The 24,745-nt window shown below is 31.6% G+C and carries 26 protein-coding genes; 19 read left to right on the forward strand and 7 right to left on the reverse strand.

Translation table 11 applies throughout. The annotated features are described in order from the left end of the window. Positions 1-2: 2 nt before the first annotated feature. Both ACH5TX_RS15470 and nadE read right to left on the reverse strand, forming a co-directional pair. Complete coding sequence (locus ACH5TX_RS15470; protein ID WP_439340392.1) at positions 3-632, reverse strand: response regulator; 630 nt, start codon at positions 630-632, stop codon at positions 3-5. A 101-nt stretch (positions 633-733) separates the two neighbouring features. Then, complete coding sequence (gene nadE / locus ACH5TX_RS15475; protein WP_439340393.1) at positions 734-1,522, reverse strand: NAD(+) synthase; 789 nt, start codon at positions 1,520-1,522, stop codon at positions 734-736. A 93-nt stretch (positions 1,523-1,615) separates the two neighbouring features. Between nadE and gldB the strand changes: the two genes are divergently transcribed. Both gldB and gldC read left to right on the forward strand, forming a co-directional pair. Then, the gene (gene gldB, locus ACH5TX_RS15480) at positions 1,616-2,578 is read left to right on the forward strand and encodes a gliding motility lipoprotein GldB (RefSeq protein ID WP_439340394.1); all 963 of its coding nucleotides are present in this window, start codon (positions 1,616-1,618) and stop codon (positions 2,576-2,578) included. Beyond that, positions 2,578-2,913 carry a gliding motility protein GldC gene (gldC, locus tag ACH5TX_RS15485; RefSeq protein WP_439336774.1) on the forward strand — a complete coding sequence of 112 codons (336 nt, stop codon included), beginning with the start codon at positions 2,578-2,580 and terminating at the stop codon, positions 2,911-2,913. The genes gldB and gldC overlap by 1 nt, the downstream gene beginning before the upstream one ends. 79 nt (positions 2,914-2,992) lie before the next feature. On the opposite strand, the gene metK is transcribed toward gldC, so the two are convergent. Further along, positions 2,993-4,246, reverse strand: coding sequence for a methionine adenosyltransferase (gene metK, locus ACH5TX_RS15490; RefSeq protein WP_439340395.1), 1,254 nt, complete (start codon positions 4,244-4,246; stop codon positions 2,993-2,995). A gap of 593 nt (positions 4,247-4,839) precedes the next feature. On the opposite strand from metK, the gene ilvD reads away from it, so the two are divergent. The 6 genes from ilvD to ACH5TX_RS15520 all read left to right on the forward strand — a co-directional run bounded on the left by ilvD (position 4,840) and on the right by ACH5TX_RS15520 (position 13,462). Then, a complete protein-coding gene (ilvD, locus tag ACH5TX_RS15495; protein WP_439340396.1) occupies positions 4,840-6,522 on the forward strand; it encodes a dihydroxy-acid dehydratase in 1,683 nt (560 codons plus the stop codon). Between the two features lie 51 nt (positions 6,523-6,573). Further along, entirely contained in the window at positions 6,574-8,307 is a 1,734-nt protein-coding gene (gene ilvB / locus ACH5TX_RS15500; protein WP_439340397.1) for a biosynthetic-type acetolactate synthase large subunit, read from the forward strand. Positions 8,308-8,320: 13 nt separating this feature from the next. Beyond that, complete coding sequence (ilvN, locus tag ACH5TX_RS15505; RefSeq protein ID WP_439340398.1) at positions 8,321-8,854, forward strand: acetolactate synthase small subunit; 534 nt, start codon at positions 8,321-8,323, stop codon at positions 8,852-8,854. 14 nt (positions 8,855-8,868) lie between these two features. After that, a complete protein-coding gene (gene ilvC / locus ACH5TX_RS15510; RefSeq protein ID WP_439340399.1) occupies positions 8,869-10,344 on the forward strand; it encodes a ketol-acid reductoisomerase in 1,476 nt (491 codons plus the stop codon). Positions 10,345-10,417: 73 nt separating this feature from the next. Further along, positions 10,418-11,683 carry a threonine ammonia-lyase IlvA gene (ilvA, locus tag ACH5TX_RS15515; protein ID WP_439340400.1) on the forward strand — a complete coding sequence of 422 codons (1,266 nt, stop codon included), beginning with the start codon at positions 10,418-10,420 and terminating at the stop codon, positions 11,681-11,683. Positions 11,684-11,869: 186 nt separating this feature from the next. Further along, positions 11,870-13,462 carry an NADP-dependent glyceraldehyde-3-phosphate dehydrogenase gene (locus tag ACH5TX_RS15520; RefSeq protein WP_439340401.1) on the forward strand — a complete coding sequence of 531 codons (1,593 nt, stop codon included), beginning with the start codon at positions 11,870-11,872 and terminating at the stop codon, positions 13,460-13,462. 75 nt (positions 13,463-13,537) lie between these two features. Here the strand turns inward: ACH5TX_RS15520 and ACH5TX_RS15525 are convergent, their stop codons facing one another. Both ACH5TX_RS15525 and ACH5TX_RS15530 read right to left on the reverse strand, forming a co-directional pair. Then, positions 13,538-14,662 carry a glycosyltransferase family 2 protein gene (locus ACH5TX_RS15525; protein WP_439340402.1) on the reverse strand — a complete coding sequence of 375 codons (1,125 nt, stop codon included), beginning with the start codon at positions 14,660-14,662 and terminating at the stop codon, positions 13,538-13,540. 2 nt (positions 14,663-14,664) lie between these two features. Further along, positions 14,665-15,633: a lysylphosphatidylglycerol synthase domain-containing protein gene (locus ACH5TX_RS15530; RefSeq protein ID WP_439340403.1), complete on the reverse strand. Its 969-nt coding sequence runs from the start codon at positions 15,631-15,633 to the stop codon at positions 14,665-14,667. A gap of 33 nt (positions 15,634-15,666) precedes the next feature. Here ACH5TX_RS15530 and ACH5TX_RS15535 point away from each other — a divergent pair, with 33 nt between their 5' ends. From ACH5TX_RS15535 to ACH5TX_RS15580, 10 genes are all read left to right on the forward strand, one after another. Then, entirely contained in the window at positions 15,667-16,308 is a 642-nt protein-coding gene (locus ACH5TX_RS15535) for an outer membrane beta-barrel protein (protein WP_439340404.1), read from the forward strand. After that, entirely contained in the window at positions 16,301-16,855 is a 555-nt protein-coding gene (gene ruvC, locus ACH5TX_RS15540; protein ID WP_439340405.1) for a crossover junction endodeoxyribonuclease RuvC, read from the forward strand. The genes ACH5TX_RS15535 and ruvC overlap by 8 nt, the downstream gene beginning before the upstream one ends. Continuing rightward, complete coding sequence (hemW, locus tag ACH5TX_RS15545) at positions 16,855-18,003, forward strand: radical SAM family heme chaperone HemW (protein WP_439340406.1); 1,149 nt, start codon at positions 16,855-16,857, stop codon at positions 18,001-18,003. The genes ruvC and hemW overlap by 1 nt, the downstream gene beginning before the upstream one ends. 12 nt (positions 18,004-18,015) lie before the next feature. Then, entirely contained in the window at positions 18,016-18,765 is a 750-nt protein-coding gene (locus ACH5TX_RS15550; RefSeq protein WP_439340407.1) for a cyclase family protein, read from the forward strand. Then, positions 18,765-19,115, forward strand: a complete 351-nt coding sequence (locus ACH5TX_RS15555) for a DUF4260 domain-containing protein (RefSeq protein ID WP_439340492.1) — start codon at positions 18,765-18,767, stop codon at positions 19,113-19,115. Before ACH5TX_RS15550 ends, ACH5TX_RS15555 begins: the two co-directional genes overlap by 1 nt. Before the next feature lie 5 nt (positions 19,116-19,120). After that, positions 19,121-19,729, forward strand: a complete 609-nt coding sequence (locus tag ACH5TX_RS15560; protein ID WP_439340408.1) for a DUF4230 domain-containing protein — start codon at positions 19,121-19,123, stop codon at positions 19,727-19,729. Next, positions 19,729-20,130 carry a GNAT family N-acetyltransferase gene (locus ACH5TX_RS15565; protein ID WP_439340409.1) on the forward strand — a complete coding sequence of 134 codons (402 nt, stop codon included), beginning with the start codon at positions 19,729-19,731 and terminating at the stop codon, positions 20,128-20,130. Before ACH5TX_RS15560 ends, ACH5TX_RS15565 begins: the two co-directional genes overlap by 1 nt. Positions 20,131-20,199: 69 nt before the next feature. After that, complete coding sequence (locus tag ACH5TX_RS15570) at positions 20,200-20,559, forward strand: MmcQ/YjbR family DNA-binding protein (protein ID WP_439340410.1); 360 nt, start codon at positions 20,200-20,202, stop codon at positions 20,557-20,559. Between the two features lie 219 nt (positions 20,560-20,778). Further along, complete coding sequence (locus ACH5TX_RS15575) at positions 20,779-21,618, forward strand: hypothetical protein (protein ID WP_439340411.1); 840 nt, start codon at positions 20,779-20,781, stop codon at positions 21,616-21,618. A gap of 110 nt (positions 21,619-21,728) precedes the next feature. After that, positions 21,729-22,307: a PhnA domain-containing protein gene (locus ACH5TX_RS15580; protein ID WP_439340412.1), complete on the forward strand. Its 579-nt coding sequence runs from the start codon at positions 21,729-21,731 to the stop codon at positions 22,305-22,307. A gap of 153 nt (positions 22,308-22,460) precedes the next feature. Here the strand turns inward: ACH5TX_RS15580 and ACH5TX_RS15585 are convergent, their stop codons facing one another. After that, positions 22,461-22,889 carry a YybH family protein gene (locus ACH5TX_RS15585; protein ID WP_439340413.1) on the reverse strand — a complete coding sequence of 143 codons (429 nt, stop codon included), beginning with the start codon at positions 22,887-22,889 and terminating at the stop codon, positions 22,461-22,463. 299 nt (positions 22,890-23,188) lie between these two features. Here ACH5TX_RS15585 and ACH5TX_RS15590 point away from each other — a divergent pair, with 299 nt between their 5' ends. After that, entirely contained in the window at positions 23,189-23,467 is a 279-nt protein-coding gene (locus ACH5TX_RS15590) for a hypothetical protein (RefSeq protein WP_439340414.1), read from the forward strand. A gap of 2 nt (positions 23,468-23,469) precedes the next feature. Here the strand turns inward: ACH5TX_RS15590 and ACH5TX_RS15595 are convergent, their stop codons facing one another. Next, complete coding sequence (locus ACH5TX_RS15595; RefSeq protein ID WP_439340415.1) at positions 23,470-24,570, reverse strand: DUF4407 domain-containing protein; 1,101 nt, start codon at positions 24,568-24,570, stop codon at positions 23,470-23,472. Positions 24,571-24,745 lie beyond the last annotated feature (175 nt).

Below are 24,745 nucleotides of genomic sequence, written 5' to 3' on the forward strand. Positions count from 1 at the left end.
TTTTATAACTCCGAAGCAATTTTTGCTTGATTAACTAAATCAACTAAATTAGTAACTTTAAGCTTGCGCATTAAACGAGCTTTATATGTACTAACCGTTTTTTCGTTAATGTTTAATTCTTTAGAGATTTCTTTGTTTTTTCTACCAACAGTTAAAAGTTTTAAAACTTCTGCTTCTCTAGTTGATAGTTTCTTGTAAAATGAACCACTTTTATTAGTACGCGTACCAAAAGCTAATTGTTGTGTTAATTCATTACTTAAATGAATACCACCTTCATAAACTTTTACTATTGCTTCACTAATAGTAATAATGTTAACAGATTTCGAAATGTATCCAGAAGCACCAGCTTTAATGGCGTTTATGGCATATACTTCTTCTGGTTGACCACTAAAAATAATAGTTTTAATGTCTGGATAGTCATTTTTTAAATAACGTAACACAGTTAAACCATTAAGTTTAGGGAAATCAGCTTCCATTAAAATAATGTCAACAGGATTTTTCTTGATAAAATCAAGAATTTCTTCTCCGTCTTCTAAACTTCCAACAACTTCAATGTTTGATGAAGCTGAAAAAAGTAATTCTAAACCTTTTCTGATAATTGGGTGATTATCTGCTATTAATAATTTAATCATAATCTTAGAGCTTTTTATAATAGTTAATATAAGAGAGAGTATTATAATTGAGAGAATAAGCTTGCGGCAAATGTAATGCTTTTTTATGTATTTTACAAAAATTAAAGCAAATTGTTAGGAATATCGCAAATAGGAATAGGAGTCATCTTATGCTTATTAGATGAATTGTATCGCTTATAAATGTTAAAAACAACTTGTTCTCTATCAGAAAAATCATTCGCATTTTTGCCAGCTTCGTCCATTTTCATGGCCCATTCAAGCTCAGGGTATGAGGCTCCTATTTGGTCTTCGTCACTTCTAGTGTCTCCAAATAAGCCATCACTAGGAGCAGCTTTCATAATAGATTCGGGTACTTCTAAATAGTTTCCTAATTCGTAAACTTGAGATTTTAACAAATCTGCAATCGGGCTTAAATCTACACCGCCATCACCATATTTTGTGTAAAACCCAACTCCAAAATCTTCAACTTTATTGCCAGTTCCTGCAACTAATAACTTGTATAGTCCAGCGTAATAATAAAGGGTTGTCATGCGTAAACGAGCTCTCGTATTAGCCAAAGCCATGTCAATGGTAGCTTGGTCACCATCAAAAAATACTTCAGATTTAAATGATTCAAAAACAGGTGTTAAATCAGTTCTAGTGTCGCTAACGTTGTCAAATTTATTTTTTAAATGTTTAATATGTTCTTGAGCTCTAGTAACATGACTTTCTGCTTGATGTATAGGCATTTCAATACATAATAAATTTAAGCCTGTTTTTGCACACAATGTAGATGTAACAGCAGAATCGATACCTCCCGATATTCCAATAACAAAACCATTAACTCCCGCATTTGTTGCGTAGTCTTTTAACCAGTTAACAATGTAGTCTACAACTTTTTCTGTATGCATATAAAATGAATTTAAATCTAAGAATAGTTACCTTTGCAAACAAAAATAAAAGAAACACTCAATTAATAAAAATTTATCACGTTTAAGTTTACTATGAAACACTTATTATTATGTATATTAATGCTATCGATTGTATTTTCTTGTAAAAACAATAATGATTTAGAACATAAAATAGCTCAAATTGATAATAATGTAACAATAGAAAGGTTCGATTTGTTGGCTGCTAAAACAAATTTAAAAGATTTACCTGCTTTAAGGGGAGCATATCCATTTATGTTTTCTGAAAATGATACCGATTCAACTTGGGCAGAAACAAAAAAAGACACGTTACAATTACAGTTGTATGCTGAAGTATATAAAGTATTTTCAGATTTTTCAGAAACGGAAAAAGAAATAGAATCGCTTTTTAATCATATTAAATATTATTTTCCAGAATTTAATCCACCCAGAGTTGTTACTACTACAAGTTATGTAGATTATAGAAATAAAATTTTTGTTTCAGATACTATTGATGTTATCGCTTTAGATACCTATCTAGGGGGCGATCATGAATTCTATGCTAATATTCCAAAATATATAAGAGAAGATTTAACCAAAGAGCAAATTGTAGTTGATTTAGCAGGTGAATATTCTAAACGATATATTTACCAAAAGCCAAATAAAACGTTTCTAGATGAAATGATTTATTTTGGTAAGCAATTATATTTTAAAGATGCAGTTGTACCTTTTAAAACAGAGGCGCAACGTATTGGTTATTCGCAAGAAGAATTAAATTGGGCGCTAGCAAATGAGAGTTTAATTTGGATTTATTTTGTTGAACGTGAATTGCTGTTTAGTACCGATGCAAAACTATTAGGGCGTTTTATAAATCCTGCACCCTTTTCTAAGTTTTATTTAGAAGAAATTGATGCTGCATCACCTGGTCGCTTAGGTCAATATATAGGTTGGCAAATTGTAAAGGCTTATATGGAACAAAATGATGTAACCTTAAAAGAGATGCTTATAACAAGCACTGAAGATATTTTTAATAACTCAAAATTTAAACCACGTAAATAATGGCTGAGAATAAAACCTCTAAAATAGAATTGAATGTAGAACTTGATGCTAATAAAGTGCCAGAAAAATTATTTTGGACAGCAGAAGATGGAGGCATTACAAATGAAGAAGCAAAAGCTATGATGCTTTCCGTATGGGATTCTAAAGCAAAGGAATCTTTGCGAATAGATTTATGGACTAAAGATATGCCTGTAGATGAAATGAAAGTGTTTTTTCATCAAACCTTAGTTGCTATGAGTGATACTTTTAAAAGAGCAACACAAGATGAAAGAATGACTGCTACAATGAAAGATTTTTGTGATTATTTTGCCGAAAAATTAGAAATTAAAAAATAGAAGAAATTAAATTATAGGTTAAACAAAAAAGACTCGCAATTGCAAGTCTTTTTTGTTTTTATAAATAATAAATAGAAGTCTATAATTCAAAAACTTCTTTTACTTTATCAACGTAATCTAGCTTTTCCCATGTAAATAATTCTACATCTAGTGTTTTTGTGTCTCCGTTGGGTTGGCTAAATGTTTTTGTAACCGTTTCGTTTGTGCGTCCCATGTGTCCATAAGCAGCAGTTTCGCTATATATAGGAGAGCGTAATTTTAAGCGTTCTTCAATAGCAAATGGTCGCATATCAAAAATAGTTGATACTTTTTTAGCAATTTCTCCATCGGTCATATTAAACGGGCAAGTTCCGTAAGTGTCAATAAAAATCCCCATAGGTTCTACCACGCCAATAGCGTAACTTACTTGTACTAAAATTTCATCGGCAACACCCGCAGCTACTAAGTTTTTAGCAATGTGTCGTGTTGCATAAGCAGCACTTCTATCTACTTTACTAGGGTCTTTTCCAGAAAAAGCACCACCACCATGAGCGCCTTTACCTCCATAGGTGTCAACAATAATTTTTCGTCCTGTTAATCCGGTATCTCCATGAGGGCCACCAATAACAAATTTTCCTGTTGGGTTAATATGATAAGTAATATTATCATTAAATAATACCTGAATTTGTTCAGGAAGTTTAGAAACAACTCTTGGTATTAAAATATCAACAATATCTTTTCTAATTTTTGCAAGCATAGTATCATCATCAGCAAAATCGTCATGCTGTGTAGATACTACAATAGCATCAATACGTTGCGGAATATTATCATCGCTATATTCAATAGTTACCTGACTTTTAGAATCTGGTCTTAAATAAGTAATGTCTTTATTCTCATGGCGTAATTCAGCAAGTTCTTTTAAAATTCTATGCGATAAATCTAAAGCCAACGGCATGAAGTTTTCAGTTTCATTGGTAGCATAACCAAACATCATCCCTTGGTCGCCAGCACCTTGCTCTTCTTTGCTTCCACGATCAACCCCTTGGTTAATGTCTTCAGATTGTTCATGTATTGCAGATAAAACACCACACGAATTTCCGTCAAACATATATTCGCCTTTGGTATAACCAATTTTGTTTATGGTGTCTCTAGCAATTTTTTGAACATCTAAATATGTGGTCGATTTTACTTCGCCTGCAAGCACAACTTGTCCTGTTGTTACTAAGGTTTCGCAAGCAACTTTACTTTCGCTGTCAAACGCTAAAAAGTTGTCAATTAAAGCGTCACTAATTTGATCTGCAACTTTATCTGGGTGTCCTTCAGAAACACTTTCTGAAGTGAATAAATAAGCCATATAATTTATTTTACAGTAAGATTTGACGATAACGTCGAAGGAAGTTTACACTGCCTTTAGCATTTTTATTTTATATCGAAATTATTTCAATATAAAGAGGTTGCAATCAGTCAAATCTTTCCTCTGTTATTTGTGCTTGCAAAAGTAAAAAAATAAAAGGAAAAAAGAATTCCTTTTTATTTTTTTCAATAAAAAGTTGGTGGTTACATTTTAATTGTAAATATTTGTTGTAACAAAATGAAAAAACAAATTTTAAATAGCATTCTTATTATTGTCATTGTGATTATTTCATGAAGATAGGAAGGCTATAATTAAACATAAAATATTTATTAAAAGCTTTCCTGTAAAAGGAAGGCTTTTTTTATTTTTTTGAACATCATAAAAATAACATGTTAACATGTTGTTTTTTAGTTTGTTATGTTTATTTTGGTGGTTATGAGTTTAACCATGTAAATTAAATAAATGCGTAAATAAAAACCTAATAAATTAATTTCGAGCGTTATTTTGAATATTTTGATTCTGAGGTAAAAGTCTTAAATGTTTGAAATAATGAAAACTAAACCAAGATAAAGATTAAATTATCTGCAATAAAAATGAAAGAACTTAATAAACATAGTAAAAGATTAACTCAAGACGAATCTCAACCAGCATCTCAAGCAATGTTATATGCGGTTGGTTTGACTGATGAAGATATGAATAAAGCCCAAGTGGGTATTGCTAGTACAGGATACGATGGTAATCCGTGTAATATGCATTTAAATAATTTGGCTGCTGAAGTAAAAATTGAATGTAAAATAGCCAATTTAGTTGGTTTAGGATTCAATACTATAGGTGTTAGTGATGGTATTTCTATGGGGACTTCTGGTATGAATTACTCTTTAGCGTCTCGTGATATTATTGCAGATTCTATCGAAACGGTTATGAATGCTCAAAGTTATGATGCGCTTATTTCTGTTGTTGGTTGCGATAAAAATATGCCAGGAGCTGTTATAGCGATGTTGCGTTTAAATCGTCCATCAATTATGATGTACGGAGGGACAATAGCATCAGGAAAATATAAAGGAAGAAAATTAAATATTGTTTCTGCTTTTGAAGCTTTAGGGCAAAAAGTAGCAGGCGAAATTGGTGAAGAAGAATATAGAGAAATTATAAAAAGTGCTATTCCAGGAGCAGGAGCTTGTGGCGGTATGTATACTGCAAATACAATGGCTTCGGCTATAGAATGTATGGGGTTTGCATTACCTTATAATTCGTCTATTCCAGCAGAGAATCCGAATAAACTATCAGAAAGCGAAAGAACTGCAAGAGCTATTAAAAATCTTTTAGAATTAGATTTAAAACCATTAGATATTATTTCTAAAAAATCTATTGAAAATGCTGTTGCACTTGTAAATGCATTAGGAGGTTCTACAAATGCCGTATTACACTTTTTAGCTATTGCACATGCTGCAGACATAGAATTTACATTAGAAGATTTTCAACGTGTTAGTGATAGAACACCTTTGATTGCCGATTTAAAACCTAGCGGAAAATATTTAATGGAAGATGTTCATGGCGTTGGAGGAACACCTGCAGTTATGAAATACTTATTAGATAACGGTTATTTACATGGCGATTGTATGACGGTAACAGGAAAAACTTTAGCAGAAAATTTAGCTGATGTTGAACCGCTTACTTTTGAAGATGATCAAGATGTTATATATCCAAAAGATAAAGCTTTAAAATCTTCAGGAAATTTACAGATTCTTTATGGAAATTTAGCAACCGAAGGTGCTGTTGCCAAAATATCAGGTAATGAAGGATTGTTGTTTGAAGGTAAGGCTGTTGTTTATGATGGAGAACAAGCTGCAAATACAGGGATTTCAAACGGAGAAGTAGAAAAAGGAGATGTCGTCGTCATTAGGTATGTCGGTCCAAAAGGAGGTCCTGGGATGCCAGAAATGCTTAAACCAACGTCTTTAATTATGGGAGCAGGTTTAGGAAAATCGGTAGCTTTAATTACAGATGGTCGTTTTTCAGGAGGAACCCATGGTTTTGTGGTTGGACATATTACTCCAGAAGCTCAATCAGGAGGAACTATAGGCTTATTAAAAACAGGCGATAAAATTAAAATAAGTGCTGAAGATAACTCTATTAACGTATTGCTTTCTGATGAAGAATTAGCAAAAAGAAAATCACAATGGGTTGAACCAGCGTTAAAACATAAAAAAGGAATATTATATAAATATGCAAAATCAGTAGCCTCTGCATCTAAAGGATGTGTTACTGATGCATAATAAATTGTCATTCCTGCATACGCAGGAATCTCATCATTAAACGTTGAGACTATGAATACAGAAACAGAAAACAAAACACAAGAAGTAACTAATAAAAAAATGCGCATATCAGGTAGTGAAGCCATAGTAAGATGCTTAATAGCAGAAGGTGTTGATATTCTTTATGGATATCCAGGAGGTGCTATTATGCCTGTATACGATGAATTATTTAAGTTTAAAGATGATATTCATCATGTGTTAACAAGACATGAGCAAGGTGCAGCGCATGCCGCTCAAGGTTATGCACGTATTTCTGGTAGAGTTGGGGTTGCTATGGCAACTTCAGGACCAGGAGCTACGAATTTAATAACAGGAATTGCCGATGCCCAAATAGATTCTACACCATTAGTTTGTATTACTGGGCAAGTACCTTCTCATTTATTAGGTAGTGATGCATTTCAAGAAACTGATATCGTAGGTATTTCTACACCAGTAACTAAATGGAATCATCAAGTTACTAAAGCTTCAGAAATTCCAGAAGTTTTAGCTAAAGCGTTTTATATAGCAAAAAGTGGTCGTCCAGGTCCTGTATTAATAGATATTACTAAAGATGCACAGTTTGGCGAATTAGATTTTGAATATAAAAAATGTACAGGTGTAAGAAGTTATATTCCTGTACCTAAAACTAATCCAGACGCTGTTAAAGCTGCAGCCGAATTAATAAACGTAGCAAAAAAACCTATGATTGTTTGGGGGCAAGGTGTTATACTTGGTAAAGCAGAAGAGGAACTGAAAGCAGTTGTTGAAAAAGCAGGAATTCCATCAGCATGGACTATTCTTGGAGCGTCAGCTATACCAACGTCACATCCATTAAATATAGGAATGGTAGGGATGCATGGTAATTATGCACCTAATAAGTTAACTAACGAATGTGATGTGCTTATTGCTATAGGAATGCGTTTTGATGACCGTGTTACTGGCGATTTAAGTAAATATGCAAAACAAGCTAAAGTCATTCATTTTGATATAGACCCTGCTGAAATTGATAAAAATGTAAAAACAGATGTCGCTGTAATAGGCGATTCTAAAGATAGTTTAGCAAAACTATTACCATTACTAAATGCCAATTCTCATGATTCTTGGTTACAAGAGTTTAAAGATTTGTATGCTATAGAATTTGAAAAAGTTATTAAAGATGATATTTCTCCAACCAAAGAAGGTTTAACCATGGGAGAGGTGTTAAATCAAATAAATATAGAAAGTAAAGGGAATGCAGCCATTGTATCAGATGTAGGACAACATCAAATGATTGCTTGTCGTTATTCAAAGTTTAATCTTACCAAAAGTAATATTACCTCTGGCGGACTAGGAACTATGGGCTTTGCGCTTCCTGCGGCTATTGGTGCTAAAATGGCTGAGCCTAATAGAGAGGTGGTTGCTATTATTGGAGATGGTGGATTTCAAATGAATATTCAAGAATTAGGCACTATTTTTCAGCAAAAAACACCTGTAAAAATTGTTGTTTTAAATAATGAATTTTTAGGAATGGTTCGTCAATGGCAACAATTGTTTTTTGATAAACGTTATGCATCTACTGAAATGACAAATCCAAATTTTGTAGCCATTGCAGAAGGTTATTATATTAAAGCTAGAAAAGTTGTTAAACGTGAAGAGTTAGAAGAAGCTGTTAAGGAAATGATGGAATCTAAAGAATCATATTTCTTAGAAGTTTGTGTAGAAAAAGAGGATAATGTTTTCCCTATGGTGCCATCGGGAGCATCAGTTTCAGATATACGTTTAAGCTAAATATTTAGAAAAAATGAACGAAGAAATAAAATCAATAACGATTTCAATTTATACCGAAAATAACATCGGATTACTTAATCGTATTTCTGCAATTTTTCAGAGAAGAACTATAAACATTGAAAGCTTAACAACATCGCAATCAGAAATAGATGGCGTAAATCGTTTTGTTATTGTAGTTAATATTACAGATTCTCAAGCTAAAAAAATTGTAGGGCAGTTTGAAAAACAAATAGAAGTAATACGTGCTTATTACCATACCGACGAAGAAACTATTTATACAGAGTCTTGTATGTTTAAAATTAAGTCTTCTTTATTGTTTGAAGAACCTCAAATTCAAAATATAATTAAAGAAAGTAATTCTAGAATCGTTACGGTAAATAAAGAGTTTTTTGTACTTGAAAAATCGGGTAGAAGAAATGAAATCGAATCTTTACGTAGAGATTTAAATGTGTTTGGTATTATGCAATTTGTGCGTGCAGGACGTATTGCGGTAACTAAAGATGAAATGAAAGTAACAGAGATGCTATTAGCATTCAATAATCAATAATAACTAAAATTAAAATGGGAAATTATTTTAACACACTATCGTTAAGAGATAAATTAAGTCAATTATCGAAGTGTCGATTTATGGATTCTTCAGAATTTGAAGATGGCGTAAATGCATTAAAAGGTAAAAAAATAGTCATAGTAGGTTGTGGAGCGCAAGGTCTTAACCAAGGGCTAAACATGAGAGATTCTGGATTAGATATTTCTTATGCTTTAAGAGCTCAAGCTATTGCAGAAAAACGTCAATCATTTGTTAATGCAACTGATAACGGTTTTAATGTAGGAACTTACGAAGAGTTAATTCCAACGGCCGATTTAGTGTTAAACTTAACACCAGATAAACAACATACAAATGTTGTAAATGCTGTTATGCCTTTAATGAAAAAAGGAGCAACATTATCGTATTCTCACGGTTTTAATATTGTTGAAGAAGGAACGCAAGTTCGTGAAGATTTAACTGTTATTATGGTGGCACCTAAGTGTCCAGGAACTGAAGTTAGAGAAGAATATAAAAGAGGTTTTGGTGTGCCAACATTAATTGCGGTACATGAAGAAAATGATCCAGAAGGAAAAGGTTGGGCACAAGCTAAGGCGTATGCTGCTGCAACTGGAGGTGATAGAGCTGGTGTGTTAGCATCTTCTTTTGTTGCTGAGGTTAAGTCTGATTTAATGGGAGAGCAAACCATTCTTTGTGGTTTATTACAAACAGGATCTATTCTTTGTTTCGATAAAATGATTGAAAAAGGAATTGATGCAGGTTATGCTTCAAAATTAATTCAATATGGTTGGGAAACTATAACTGAAGGTCTTAAGTATGGTGGTATTACTAATATGATGGATCGTTTATCTAACCCAGCAAAAATTAAAGCTTTTGAATTATCAGAAGAATTAAAAGATATCATGCGTCCGTTATTCCAAAAACATATGGATGACATTATGGAAGGTAACTTCTCTAGTGGTATGATGGCAGATTGGGCTAATAATGATAAAGATTTATTAGGATGGAGAGCTGCAACTGCTGAAACAGCATTTGAAAAAACTCCAGCAGGTGATGTTGAAATTTCAGAGCAAGAATATTACGATAACGGTGTGTTAATGGTTGCTATGGTAAGAGCAGGTGTGGAATTAGCGTTTGAAGCTATGACAGATTCTGGAATTATTGATGCTTCTGCATACTACGAATCATTACATGAAACACCTCTAATTGCTAACACAATTGCAAGAAGAAAACTTTATGAAATGAACAGTGTAATTTCTGATACAGCTGAATACGGATGTTATTTATTCGATCATGCTTGTAAGCCTTTATTAACTGATTTCATGAAAACTATTGATACTGATGTTATTGGTAAAACTTATGCTGCAGATAATGGAGCAGGTGTTGATAACGCGAAGTTAATTGAAGTAAATAAAGCATTAAGAAATCACCCAGTTGAAAAAGTAGGTGAGTTTTTAAGAGCTTCTATGACAGCTATGAAACCAATAGTTTAACAACTATTAATATAATTAATATTCAAGACCTGTCAACTTTGGCAGGTCTTGTTGTATAAAAAATAATGAGCATATGAATCAGGAAAAAAACACATATTTTCCTAGCCTTAGTGATGTGAAAGCTGCTGCTGAAACGATTAAAAAAGTATCGGAAGTTACACCTTTAAATACTAGTTTAAGGTATTCAAAACAGTTTGATGCTAATATCCTTTTAAAACGCGAAGATCTGCAACAAGTACGTTCTTATAAAATTAGAGGTGCTTATAATAAAATTAGTTCACTAACAACAGAGGAAGCTTCAAATGGAGTCGTTTGTGCTAGTGCAGGAAATCATGCGCAGGGTGTTGCTTTATCGTGTAAATTATTAAAAATTCAAGGCACTATTTATATGCCTGCACCTACGCCAAATCAAAAAGTAGAGCAGGTAAAAATGTTTGGTGAAGCCTATGTAGAAATAAAGCTTGTTGGAGATACTTTTGATGATGCGTATCATGCAGCAATGATAGAATGTGATGAGCTTCAGAAAACATTTATCCATCCGTTTAACGACCCAAAAGTTATTGAAGGACAAGCAACTATTGCCTTAGAAATTTTAGAACAAGCAACAGAGCCAATAGATTATGTTTTTATAGCTGTAGGTGGCGGCGGACTAGCATCAGGCTTATCAACTGTTTTTAAAGCATTGTCTCCTAATACCAAAATAATAGGTGTAGAGCCAGAAGGTGCACCGTCTATGTCAGTGTCTATTAAAAATAATAAAAATACCGAGTTAGAACATATCGAAAAGTTTATTGATGGTGCTGCAGTAAAACGCGTAGGCGATTTAACTTTTGATATCTGTAAAACAAACTTGCATACCATGCTTACCGTTCCAGAGGGAAAGGTGTGTCAAACCATTTTAGAACTTTATAATAAAGATGCTATTGTAGTAGAACCAGCAGGAGCACTTAGTATTTCTGCATTAGATTTTTATGCTGAAGACATAAAAGGAAAAAATGTTGTATGTGTTGTTAGTGGAAGTAATAACGATATAACACGAACTTCAGAAATAAAAGAGCGAGCCTTATTATACGCCAATTTAAAGCATTATTTTATAGTAAAGTTTCCACAACGAGCAGGTGCGTTAAAAGAATTTGTAGTTGATATTTTAGGTGCTAATGATGATATTACATACTTTCAATATGCTAAAAAAACAAACAGAGAAAATGGTTCGGCTGTTGTTGGTGTGCAATTAAAATCGGCCGACGATTTAAAGCCTTTAATAGATCGAATGAAGGAACATAATTTTTATGGTGATTATCTAAATGATAAACCAGATTTGTTTCAGTTTTTAGTTTAAAACAAGATCTTTAAGATAATAAGTTTTCATTTTTTAATTATCGAAAACGATTGAGTTTTGTGTGTTTTATTAACAAGTAACCACAGTGTTAACAATACAATATTTTTTGCTTGCTAGCTTCTGTTGTAATTCTTTTTTGGATAGAATATAAGTATCTTAGCTATACTAAAACACTATATTTAACTCATGAATACAAAACTATTAGAAATTCCAGAAGCTTATAAAATCACATCTCTTTTACATCAAAAAACATATTTAGTAGATGGTGAATTAAAAGAATGGAAAGGTGAAACTACCGAAGTTTATTCAACAATATCTTCAACAGCAGAGTATAAACCAACCTTATTAGGTACGATTCCTAATTTAGGTGAAGAAGAAGCTGTAGCGTCTTTAAATTCAGCTTTAAAAGCATACGATAAAGGACAAGGTTTATGGCCAACAATGAAGGTTATAGATCGTATTGCTTGCATGGAGAAGTTTGTAGAACAAATGAAAACCAAGCGTGAAGAAGTTGTAAAACTTTTAATGTGGGAAATAGGCAAAAACCTTCCAGATTCAGAAAAAGAGTTCGATAGAACTGTTGATTATATTTATGACACTATTGAAGCCTATAAACAAATAGATAGAGATTCGGCAAAGTTTGAAAAAAACGCTGGTGTGTATGCACACATTCGTAGAGGACCATTAGGTGTCGTTTTATGTTTAGGACCTTATAATTACCCGCTTAATGAAACTTTTAGTTTGCTTATTCCTGCATTAATTATGGGGAATACGGCTATTTTTAAGCCTGCAAAAATAGGGGTGCTTTTAATTTCTCCTTTGTTAGAAGCTTTTCAAAATAGTTTCCCTAAAGGGGTTGTAAATATTGTTTACGGAAGAGGTCGTGTGTTGGCAACACCAATAATGAAATCTGGTAAGGTAGATGTATTAGCTTTAATAGGAAATAGTAAATCTGCTAATGCGCTTCAAAATAATCACCCTAAAAAGAATAGATTGCGTGCCGTGTTAGGTTTAGAGGCAAAAAATCCAGGGATTGTTTTAGCTGATGCCGATTTAGATTTAGCTGTTGATGAGTGTATTGCTGGTACTTTATCTTTTAACGGGCAGCGTTGTACTGCTTTAAAAGTATTGTATGTACATGAATCTATTGTTGAAGATTTTAATAAACGTTTTTCAGCAAAAGTAGATGCGCTTAAATTTGGAAATCCTTGGGAATCAGGTGTGAAATTAACACCACTTCCTGAAGCCGATAAACCGGCGTATATTCAAGAATTAATAGATGATGCTAAAGCAAAAGGTGCTACTATATTAAATGAAAAAGGAGGTAAAACTACCGATAATTTTATATTTCCTGCCGTTTTATATCCTGTTAGTAAAGATATGCGAGTTTTTGAAGAAGAGCAATTCGGACCCGTAATTCCAATTGTGCCATTCACAGATATTGAAGAGCCTTTAGATGATATGGCAGAATCTAATTACGGGCAACAAGTAAGCTTATTTGGTAAAGATGTAAAAACATTGTCACCATTAATTGATACACTAGTCAATTTAGTATGTCGTGTTAATTTAAACAGTTCTTGCCAACGTGGACCAGATGTGTATCCGTTTACAGGAAGAAAAGATTCGGCATTTAGTACTTTAAGTGTTAGTGATGCATTACGTTCGTTTTCAATAAGAACTTTTGTGGCATCAAAAGATAATGAGTACAATAATGCTATTTTAAACGAATTGTTAGAAAAGAAATCTTCTAACTTTATAAATACTGATTATATTCTTTAAATAGAAGGAATTATAAATACTTTAAAATCTCAAAAGCTTTATGTAGTTTTTGAGATTTTTTTTGTTGTATAAAAATTACTTTTTAAAGGTTCTCCCTTTCCATTTATAGTTTGAAAATGTAGATAGAAAAACAATGTAAACACTAAAAAAAGGATACAATAAAAAGCCAAAAACAAACGATCTTAATATCTCTTTTTGATTAAAAAAAGTAGCCGATTTATAAATTAAAAAGAAATCGATATTCAATTTTATAAAAAGGAAATAAAGTAAAATTTTAAAATTGAAGCTTCCAATAATAGTGAGTAGTACAGACGTAATTATTAAGGCATTCATTGCTAAAACAATAAGGCCTGTGAGTTTGCTAAACCAATTATTATAAGCACTTGTTTTTGCTGCCCAACGTAGTCGTTGCGATATTAAATGTTTCCAAGAGGTTTGAGGTTCTGTTGAAACAATGGCTTGTTCGCATTTTAAATAATGAAGCGCTTTCGGGTGTTTTTTTGCAACCTTTTCTAGTAGAAAAATATCATCGCCACTTGCAATATTGCTATTGCCATCAAATCCGTTTAATGTTTTGAACAAAGCTTTTTGGTAGCCAAAGTTTGCGCCATTACATAAAAATGGTTTTTTTAAACCAAAACCACCAATGGTTGCACCTTGTAAACTTAGTAAGTCGAGTAATTGAAATCTGTTTAAAAATGAATTTGTAGACAAGTATGTTACAGGAGCAGCAATGCATTTAGTGCTTGTTTTTTGAATGTATTCATCAAAACTATCTAACCAATATTTAGGTAACACACAATCGGCATCGGTAGTAATAATCCATTCATTTTTTGCTTTGTTTATAGCCGATGTAATAGCATCTTTTTTAGGGGAATTTGTTTTTCTTTCATTCTGGATAATTGAAATAGTTGTCCTTGTCGTTTTAATAAAATGTTCAATCAATTTAACCGAATCATCTTCAGAAGTATCATCAACAAAAATAATCTCAAAAAGGTGTTTAGGGTAATTTAGTGTTTTTATAGATTTTAATAATTCGGGTAAATGTTCAGCTTCATTCCTAAAAGGAATAATAACAGAGAATTTTGTTTTAGAAGGTAAATCTTCTAATTTAAAAACAGAGACTTTATCAAATCCTACAGCAAAACTTCCTATTAAAATTAGATAAAAAATGGTTATGATGATGCTTGCTAAAATCATTGTTAATTATCGTTTTTTGGAAGTTTAAATTTAAGAACAAAATAGCTTCCTATGATACTTGGTAATACAAAATTAAGTAACCACATGATGGTGATTACGCTTAAAATAGTAAGTTCGTTAACGCCTAAAAAAGCAAATAAATAAACGGCAACACTTCCTTTTATAATCACATCAAAAATAAAAATGCTAGGAATGATAGAGGATAGTAAATACATAGAAGTAATGCCTGTTATAGCATTAAAATATGTTATTTCAGTTTCAAAAATGATTAGTAGAAAGTAAAATTGAAATGAAAAAATGGCATATCGTATTAATGATAAAAACCACCCGAATCCTATTTTGTTTTTGGGGAAATTTGAAATAAAGTGTTTAATTTTTTCAAAAGAAACACCTTTAATAGTAAACTTGCTTCTTTTAATTCCGAAAGTAATTAAAACGATAAGCGTGATACTACTTATTAGTGTTATGAGTAGATTGTTATTGTTTATATTTATGTTATAATTTGAAATAAAAAAAGACAATCCTATAATTCCTAAAAAAACTGTAACACTCATTTGAAGTAAGTTACTTATTAGGTTAATAAACATAATTTGTTTTCGGTGATTTTTAGTGAAGTAAATAGCTTTTGCGCCATATTCTCCAATACGGTTGGGAGTAAATAATGATGCTGTTAGTGACCCTAAACTTTGTTCGGTAGCATTTTGAAAAGTAATTTTTTTAATAGGAATTACTAAGTTTTGCCATTTTTTAATTTCGAAAAACCAATTAAAAAAACTTAAAATGAGTAGAAAAGCGATGTTTTTTATTGAAAAAATGTTGTTTTCATTCAAAAAATCAATAAAAACAGAAAACTGTAATTCGTTATTGTTTGTTAGTTTTTGGTAAATAAAATAAAAAGCCACAACTACAACGCTTAATTTAATAAGTACAAAAAAGAATTGTTTAGTTTTGTGAGATAGATTATTATGCATAAATATAAGTGCAAATTAAATTAATAATATGTAATGACCTCGAATTTTATATTGATTAAGAATAGTTGGTTAGCTATAGTGCTGTTTTTTTGTTGTTTTTTAGGTTTGTCTCAAGGAGATACGGGCACTTTAACGGCACAATTTGCATTAGGAGTTAATAGTCCATCAACAGAAGGGTTTGTTTCTAATTTTGAGGCGAACACTACTAATTTTCCTAGTATTAATTTAGGTGTGCAATATATGTTTAAACCACCGTTTGGGGCTAAGCTAGACTTTGGGTATAATAGGTTTTCTAATATTAATAATACTCCAGAATTTAAAGTGAATTATACGCGACTAAATGCGCAATTAGTATATAATGTGTCAAACATTATTAATGTAAAACGTATAGGCGCTTTTATGCATGCGGGTCCTGGTGTTTCTATGATAAAACCGTTGGGGAATTATACACAGAATAAAGTTTCGTTTTTAAATACGATGGCAGGAATGGAATTTCACTATGGCGTTTCAGATACGTTTTCTGTGTATTTAGATGCGTCTTATATTTATGGATTTGGAAAAGATTTTAATCCTATTTCTAGTGGTTTTGGTTCGTTTAACGGAAACCTTTTAACTGTAACAATTGGAGCATCTATATCGCTTAGTGGTTGTTATTATTGTGAACAAGATGACTAAAGAAAGAATTATTTTAGGTATTGATCCAGGAACAACTATTATGGGGTTTGGCCTTATAAAAGTGGTTGGTAAAACCATGCAGTTTGTTCAGATGAATGAGCTGAATTTAAAAAAGTACGACGATCATTATTTAAAACTGAAGCTTATTTTTGAACGCACCATAGAACTTATTGATACACACAATCCAGACGAAATAGCTATTGAAGCACCATTTTTTGGGAAAAATGTACAAAGTATGTTAAAGCTTGGTCGTGCACAAGGAGTGGCTATGGCTGCGGGTTTAAGTAGAGAGATACCAATTACAGAATATTTGCCAAAAAAAATAAAGATGGCCATTACAGGTAGCGGTAGCGCCAGTAAAGAACAGGTTGCTAAAATGCTTCAGAGTGTATTAGGACTTAAAACATTGCCTAAAAATTTAGATGCCACTGATGGTTTAGCAGCTGCGGTGTGTCATTTTTACAATTCAGGTAGAATTGAAGTGGGTAAAAGTTATTCTGGTTGGGATGCTTTTGTGAAGCAGAATGAGGCTAGAGTTAAGAAGTAATGGCAGGTTTATACATACACATACCTTTTTGTAAACAAGCATGTTTTTATTGCGATTTTCATTTTTCAACATCTTTAAAAAAGAAAGATGAATTGATTCAGGCTTTAGCAAAAGAACTGGTTCTTAGAAAAGATGAACTGAAAGGCGAAACCATTGAAACCATCTATTTTGGAGGGGGAACACCATCTATATTATCAATAGAGGAATTGAATTTTTTGGTTTCTGAAGTTTACAACAACTATAATGTTTCAGATAATCCGGAAATTACTTTAGAAGCCAATCCAGATGATTTATCCGAAAAATTAATAATCAAATTATCTAAAAGTGCTATAAACAGACTTTCAATTGGCATTCAATCTTTTTTTGAAGATGATTTAAAAAGTATGAATCGCGCACATTCATCTGAAGAAGCTAAGGAATGTTTGGAGATAGCAACTCGCTACTTCGATAATATAACTATAGATCTTATTTACGGTATTCCGAATATGAGTCTAGAGAAGTGGAATGAAAACTTAGAGATAGCTTTTGGTTTTGGAATAAATCATATTTCAAGTTACGCGCTTACGGTTGAAGCTAAAACAGCTTTAGATACTTTTATTAAAAAAGGAATGTATCCGCCAATTGATGAAAACCTAGCGCTTCAGCATTTTAATCATTTAATTGAAAAAACCGAGGAGCAAGGCTTTGTGCATTATGAGATTTCAAACTTTGGTAAGCCAGACTATTTTTCAAAACACAACACGAGTTACTGGCAAGGGAAATCGTATTTGGGTATTGGTCCTTCGGCACATTCTTTTTCTAATACACAGCGTAGTTGGAATGTGGCAAATAATTCAAAATATATTCAAGTCATTCAGAATGATAGCTTACCAAATACTGTTGAGGTTTTATCGAAGAAAGATCAGTATAATGAATATGTTATGACAGGTTTACGTACTATCTGGGGAGTTTCATTAGCGAAAATTGAAAGTGAGTTTGGACAAGAATTTCTTCAGCATTTAAAAGCTTCTGCAGAAAAGTTCGTAAAACAAGAACTACTTACTATTGTAAACGAAACAAATGAATCTGTTCCATTAGAAAAATTAATAACAGCTCAAAAGGGGAAATTTTTAGTTGACGGAATAGCAGCAGATTTGTTTATGATTTAAGTATATTTGAATATGTTAGCTACAATTCAATACAATTCAAGAAAACTTCAAATAAATTTATCAAATCCAATTGATATTTCAATGCCATTGCGTGCATCAAAAAACAATGTAAATGCATGGTATATTGATGAACCCAAAATAGAACCAGCAAAAGATGGCGAATGGATTGCAAGTGTAAAAGAAGGCGCTTGTATAAATTTTAATAATATATTTTTTAATCCGCATGCTCATGGTACACATACCGAATGTGTGGGACATATTACCGAAAAAGTACATTCTATAAACCAGAATTTAAAGCAGTTTTTCTTTTTAGCAGAAGTTATAACAGTTGCTCCAGAAAAGTTGAATGACGATATGGTTATTTCAAAAAAGCAATTACAATTTGCTATTGGTAATAAAAAAAGAGATGCTATTGTTATAAGAACCATTCCTAATACAAACGATAAAATTTCTAGGCAATACTCCAATACCAATCCTACTTATTTATTAGAAGAAGCTGCTATTTATTTAAGAGAAAAAGGCATTAAGCATTTGCTTATAGATTTGCCAAGTGTAGATAAAGAGCGTGATAATTGCGAATTATTGTCGCATAATGCTTTTTGGAATACCAAAGGAGAATTGAGGTTGAATGCTACTATTACAGAATTTATTTTTGTGCCAAATACGGTTGATGATGGTTGCTATTTTTTAAACCTTCAAATAGCACCTTTTGAAAACGATGCTACTCCTAGTAAACCTATTTTATATAAAATAATTGAATGATGAAGATAACGTTGAAATTAGAAGAATTAGCAATGTTTATTTTAGGAATCTTTGCTTTTAATCAATTGCATTTTGCTTGGTGGTGGTTTTTAGCACTTATTTTAACACCAGATGTTGGCATGTTGGGCTATGTAATAAATACAAAAATTGGTGGTATTGTCTACAATGTTTTTCATCACAAGGGATTAGCTATTCTATTTTATATTATTGGGATTTATTTACAAAATGATGTTTTACAACTAGTAGGAATTATTTTGTTTTCACACGCATCGTTTGATAGAGCTTTGGGTTACGGTTTAAAGTATTCAGATAATTTTAAGAATACTCATTTAGGTCAAATAGGGAATTAATAATTATGGAAGCATTTTTAGGAATTATTATAGGTGTTTTAGTTAGTTTAGGAATTGTTACCTACTTTAAATCTATAAAGAAAAAACAGTTGGTAAACGCACAGTCGGTTTTACTTTTAGATAAAATAAAAAAGGTTTGTAAGTTTATAACTGTTGAAGGTGATTTTGCAGAAATATATCATTACGAAGATGTAAAAGAACGTTTTTTAAAAATGATAACCAGCAAGAAAAAAGCATTGGTTGTAATTAATGCTAAAGCACATGTGGGTTATGATTTAGCAAAGATTGAGTTACAAGCAGACACAATAAAGAAGATCATTATTTTAGAACATTTTCCGCAACCAGAAATTTTATCTATAGAAACCAATTTGAATTATTATGATAAATCGGATGGTTTATTTAATAAGTTTGAAGCTTCAGATTTAACAGGATTACATCAAGAAGCCAAACAACATATTCAAGATAAAGTGCCAGAAAGTGGTTTGATTCAAGTAGCACAAAAAGAAGCTTTAGAAACCATCTTGCTTATGGAAACCATTGTTGAAACTATTGGTTGGAAACTGGATTATTCGGTATTAAAAATTGAAACAGGAACTACTAAGAAATTAGAGTAATGATAGAAATATCTTCAGATAAAAGCAGGCTTCAAATAGATGTCATTCACGGGTTTTTAACAACAACTTATTGGGCAACAGGGCGTACTTTAGAAGAAGTAAAAAAAACAATTGAACATTGTTTCTGTTTTGGTGTGTATTTAAATGGAGAACAAATTGGCTTTGCAAGAATAGCAACCGATTATACTGTTTTTGCTTATTTGATGGATGTTTTTATTCTACCAGAACATCGAGGAAAAGGCTATTCAAAACAATTAATAAAAGCTGTAATTGAAGCGCCAGAATTAGAAACATGTAAAGTTTGGATGCTTAAAACGGCTGATGCACATGGCTTGTATAAGCAGTTTGGTTATACCGAATTAAGTCACTCTGAAAAAGTAATGGAACGTATTTTAAAATAATCTTGTCATTCCTGCGAAGGCAGGAATCTATATAATGTTATAGTTATTATTTTTTTGATTTTCACCTAAATGAACATAGAACAACTTCGTAAATATTGTTTAAGCAAAAAAGGAACAACCGAAGCGTTTCCGTTTGATCAAGACGCATTAGTTTTTAAAGTCTTAGGGAAAATGTTTGCGTTAACCTCTTTAAAAAAATGGGAGCAAGGTGAAGCATCAATTAACTTAAAAGCCGACCCAGAATATTCTGAAGAACTTAGAGCTAACTATAATAGCATTCGTCCAGGGTTTCATATGAATAAAAAGCATTGGAACACACTTTATCTACATGAAGGTGAATTGCAACCACAACTTATTAAAGCGCTTATAGATCATTCTTATAATATGGTTGTAAAAGGCATGTCAAAAAAACTTCGAGATCAACTTTAAACGAGCTAGTTTATTTGAAGTTTTAAATCAAATAAAATATAAATCTATTGATTTTCAGATAATTAAATTAAATTTTACTATATTTGAGTATCTCGAAAAATATTTCCTCCTAGAGAAATCATTATAGCACCCCTATTTTAAGCATTTAGTTTTATTTGTCCCCAAATTATTGTTTAGTAATTATTTAAACCATTATACTAACTTTAATTTTTACAAATTATGAAAACAACCAAACCATTATTTGCAACAATAGTATTAGCACTATTGTTATTTAGTACATCTATTATTTTAGCACAAGAAGAGCAGCAAGAAGCTCCCAAAAGACCAGAGTTTATTGCAGTAACAACTATGCATTGGAACATGGATAAGGAAGATTTTAAAATGAGTGAGTGGAAAGCTGCAGAAAAAGAATATTTAGAAAAAGTAACCATGAAAAATGAATATATCATGGGAGCTTCTACATATTTGCATAATATGACAGCCGATAATACCGAGTTTCTTACAGTGCAAACTTTTGCATCATGGGAAGATATGGGGAAGTTCGGAAAAAGAAATAGTGAGTTAGAAAAAGAAGCATGGCCAGATGAAACCGAGAGAAAAGCATTTTTAAAAAATCTAAACTCGTATTATGCAAATGAACATTCAGACGAAATTTACGCACCCATATCTGGAGCAAAAATTATGGCTGAAAAACCAACTAAGGATATGTTGACTTATATTAGAAAAAGTCATTTTGCTTTTCCAGAAGATGGAACTATGGAAGAGTTTAACACATTGAGAATGGAAGGTAATGCCGCTATTGTTCAAAAAAATGAATATGTAAAAGCATACTATCCAAATGTGCATGCTTGGGGTGCTGATAAAACAGAGTATATAGAAGCGTTTTTTCTTGATTCATTATCAGATTTAGATAAAATGTTTGATAGAAATAGTGAGTTAATGAAAGAAACTTATCCTGATACAGAAGAAAATAAAGTAAAAGGAAAAGCTTGGAACAAATATTTTACAGGGGTTCATGGCGATTATTTGTATACCTATATACACGATTTGTCTAAATAAAAATATTCTAATTCAACAAAAAAGGATGCTTTTAAGTGTCCTTTTTTGTTTTAATCTAATTTGTATGACCTTTTATTTAAGCGTAATATTGTAAAAATAAATAAAGTAAAATGACAGTATTAGAAACACTACAAGATAGAAGTAATAGCTCTTGCGAATTATGTACTTCAAAACAAGACTTAAAGCAATACACTATTCCGCCTTCATTAAACGAAAACGTAGCAAACGATGTGTTGGCTTGTAAAACTTGTTTAGATCAAATAGAAGGTAATGTAGAAATGGATGTAAACCACTGGCGTTGTTTAAATGATAGCATGTGGAATGAACATGTTGCTGTTCAAATTATGTCTTGGAGAATGCTTCAAAGACTTCGTAATGAAGGTTGGCCTAAAGATTTGTTAGATATGATGTATTTAGATGATGATGCTTTAGCATTAGCACGTGCAACAGGTGAAGATAAAGACGAAAGCGAAAAAATTATACATAGAGACATTAATGGTGTTATTCTAAATAATGGCGATAACGTAGTATTGGTTAAAGACTTAAAAGTAAAAGGCTCTAGCATGGTTGCTAAACAAGGAACAGCTGTTAGGAATATTCGATTGGATAGAGATAATGCCGAATTTATTGAAGGCAAAGTAGGTCCTACATTAACTGTTATTGTTACTAAATACGTTAAAAAATTATAGAATTTGGGTGTTCCCCCGAAAAGGGGTCAGGCTTTCGGTACTCGCTTTTTTTGAAGAAAAATCAAAAAAGAGCTTAAACAAATACCTCAATCCTTAACACAAATAAAAAAGCATTTACACCTTTTAATTAAAAGGTGTAAATGCTTTTTTATTTTAACAAGACGTATCAGCAATAATCTTCCATTTGCCATTAATTTTTTTGAAAACAAGCATAAAAATACCATCGGCATTACCTACTTCGCGTTTTAAATGAAATTCACCTAAAACATAATAAGCACCATCACTTATTTTACTAATGTCATTAATTTTATAACTTAAAGTACCTGTATGGTCTTTTGAAGGGTAGCTTTTTAAATAACGCTCTAAAGTGTTTTCCCATCCGTAAGTAATACCATTACTACCATAAAATTTAAGAGAATCACTTTTCCAGTAACCTTCCATAAATTCTTCAATATTGTCTTTAGACCAAGCAATACGTTGTGCTTTTAAAACTTTATTTATAGCTTTTTTATCCTGTTCTTCTGTTTGAGAATAGCTGTTGAAAACAGAAATAATACAGACTAATATAATGAGTCTTTTCATAGTTGTTTTTATTTTTTAACAATTGTTGTACTTTAAATAGACTTGTAAGGGCGCTTTTAGCTTGTGTTTTATATAAAATATTAAAATTAGCTTTTTACACAAAAGGTAAAAATAGGGAATCTTGTTTAAAAAGATGTTATTGGTCGATTAATTTGACAAATAGCAATTTTTTATCTAAAGTTAAAAACGATTCATCGATTAAATAATGCGGTTATAGCTTTGTTTTACTAATTTTATTTCATATAATTACAATGATTTCCCCTCAAATCTATTGTTTAAACATTAAAAAAAACCTCATTATGGATTTACAAATTACTAACTGCAACAATTTTTTTAAAGTTAAAGGAACTTTAAATAAGGATAATTTAGACGTCTTTAAATCAGAATTTAAAAATATTTTTAATCGTGTTGGTACGTTAACAATAAGTATAGAAGATGTTGAAAGTATCGATAAATTTGGTGTTAATGCCTTAACAGAACTTCATCAAGAATCTATTGCTAAAAATAAGAGTCTATCAATTATTGGTTTAGGGTGTAAAGATTTGTACAATCATTTTAAAAGTCAAACAGCGGCTTAAAATTACAAAACATTTTTTTGATTCTTAAAAAAGACATCAGCTTGAAGTTGCATAAGTTCTCTCGCTTTTTTGCGTTTGTAAGTATATAGCTCGTCTTCATGTTCAATGTCTGCGTAAATACGATCGTTAATAGCAAAATCTGCTTTTAACATGGCGTCTCTTTGACTTTTATTTTGAAGTACGTTTGTTGTTATAGCTGTTTCTTGGTCTTCTAGTTTATAATCATATGCGCCTTTAGGTGATAAAAGTTTTGCTAGAATAGGAGAGGTTTCAATGGCTAAGAACAATAAGAATATAAAAAATGATGGCAACCAAGGTAATTTTCCTAGGGCATTTACACGTGCCATTAAGCCATCAAAATTATTGATAATAGGTTGTGTGGTTGCAACCTGATTTTCATAATCACCATTTAGTTGTACTATTCGGTTTTCAATAGCTACAATTTTTGATTTGTTATCAGCTTTAAGTTGTTGTAATTCGGCTAAAAGTGCATCGTGCTTTTCTCTTTTTTCTTTATAAACAGGACCTTTTCCTAAAAGTTTAGTTCCTGCGGTTCCTTCGGCTTCAGCAATGTAAGTATTGTAAAGTGCATTTACTTCGGCTTCTTTGGTTTCTATGCCTTCTTGTAAATTAGTTATTTCGCTTTCTAGCGAAGCGATAGTTGGAGTGAATTGTTCCGAAATCTGGTTTTTATTAGCAAGTGTTAATTCGTTTTTTTGTTCTAATAAAACCTGGTTAATTTCTTTTTCAAAAATCTTTAATTCTAAAGGTTTTGAAATAACAATGGCTATAATAACAGCTAATACTATTCTAGGCGAAGCTTGAATTAATTCGTCTATAATGTTTCCTGTTTTTTTAATGGTTGAAACAATATAGCGGTCTAAATTAAAAATTAGTAACCCCCAAATAAGTCCGAAAAATATAGACGTATAAAGATTGTCGAAAACTGTGTAAAGAGCATAACTACCAGCTATAAAAGCCATAACTGCTGTAAAGAAAACTGTAGCGCCAATACCAGCATATTTGTTTTGTTCGCCTTTAGAACATTGCTCTAAAATATCGGTATCTGCTCCCGAGCAAATAATGAAGAATTGCTTTAACATAATGATTGATTTTGATTGATGATTGTCTATTAGAACGCAAAACGTATCAAAATGTTACATTAATTGGTGTGAAAATAGTTCGGATTTGCGTTAGCGATTGAAACGGCATCCTTTTTTGAGGTACGAGAAAAAGATATAGTTGAAAGCGCGACCTTTATCCTGAACTTTTTTTCAG

The sequence above is a fragment of the Thalassobellus citreus genome (genome assembly GCF_044385915.1).
In the GTDB taxonomy this organism is placed as follows: Bacteria; Bacteroidota; Bacteroidia; order Flavobacteriales; family Flavobacteriaceae; genus Thalassobellus; species Thalassobellus citreus.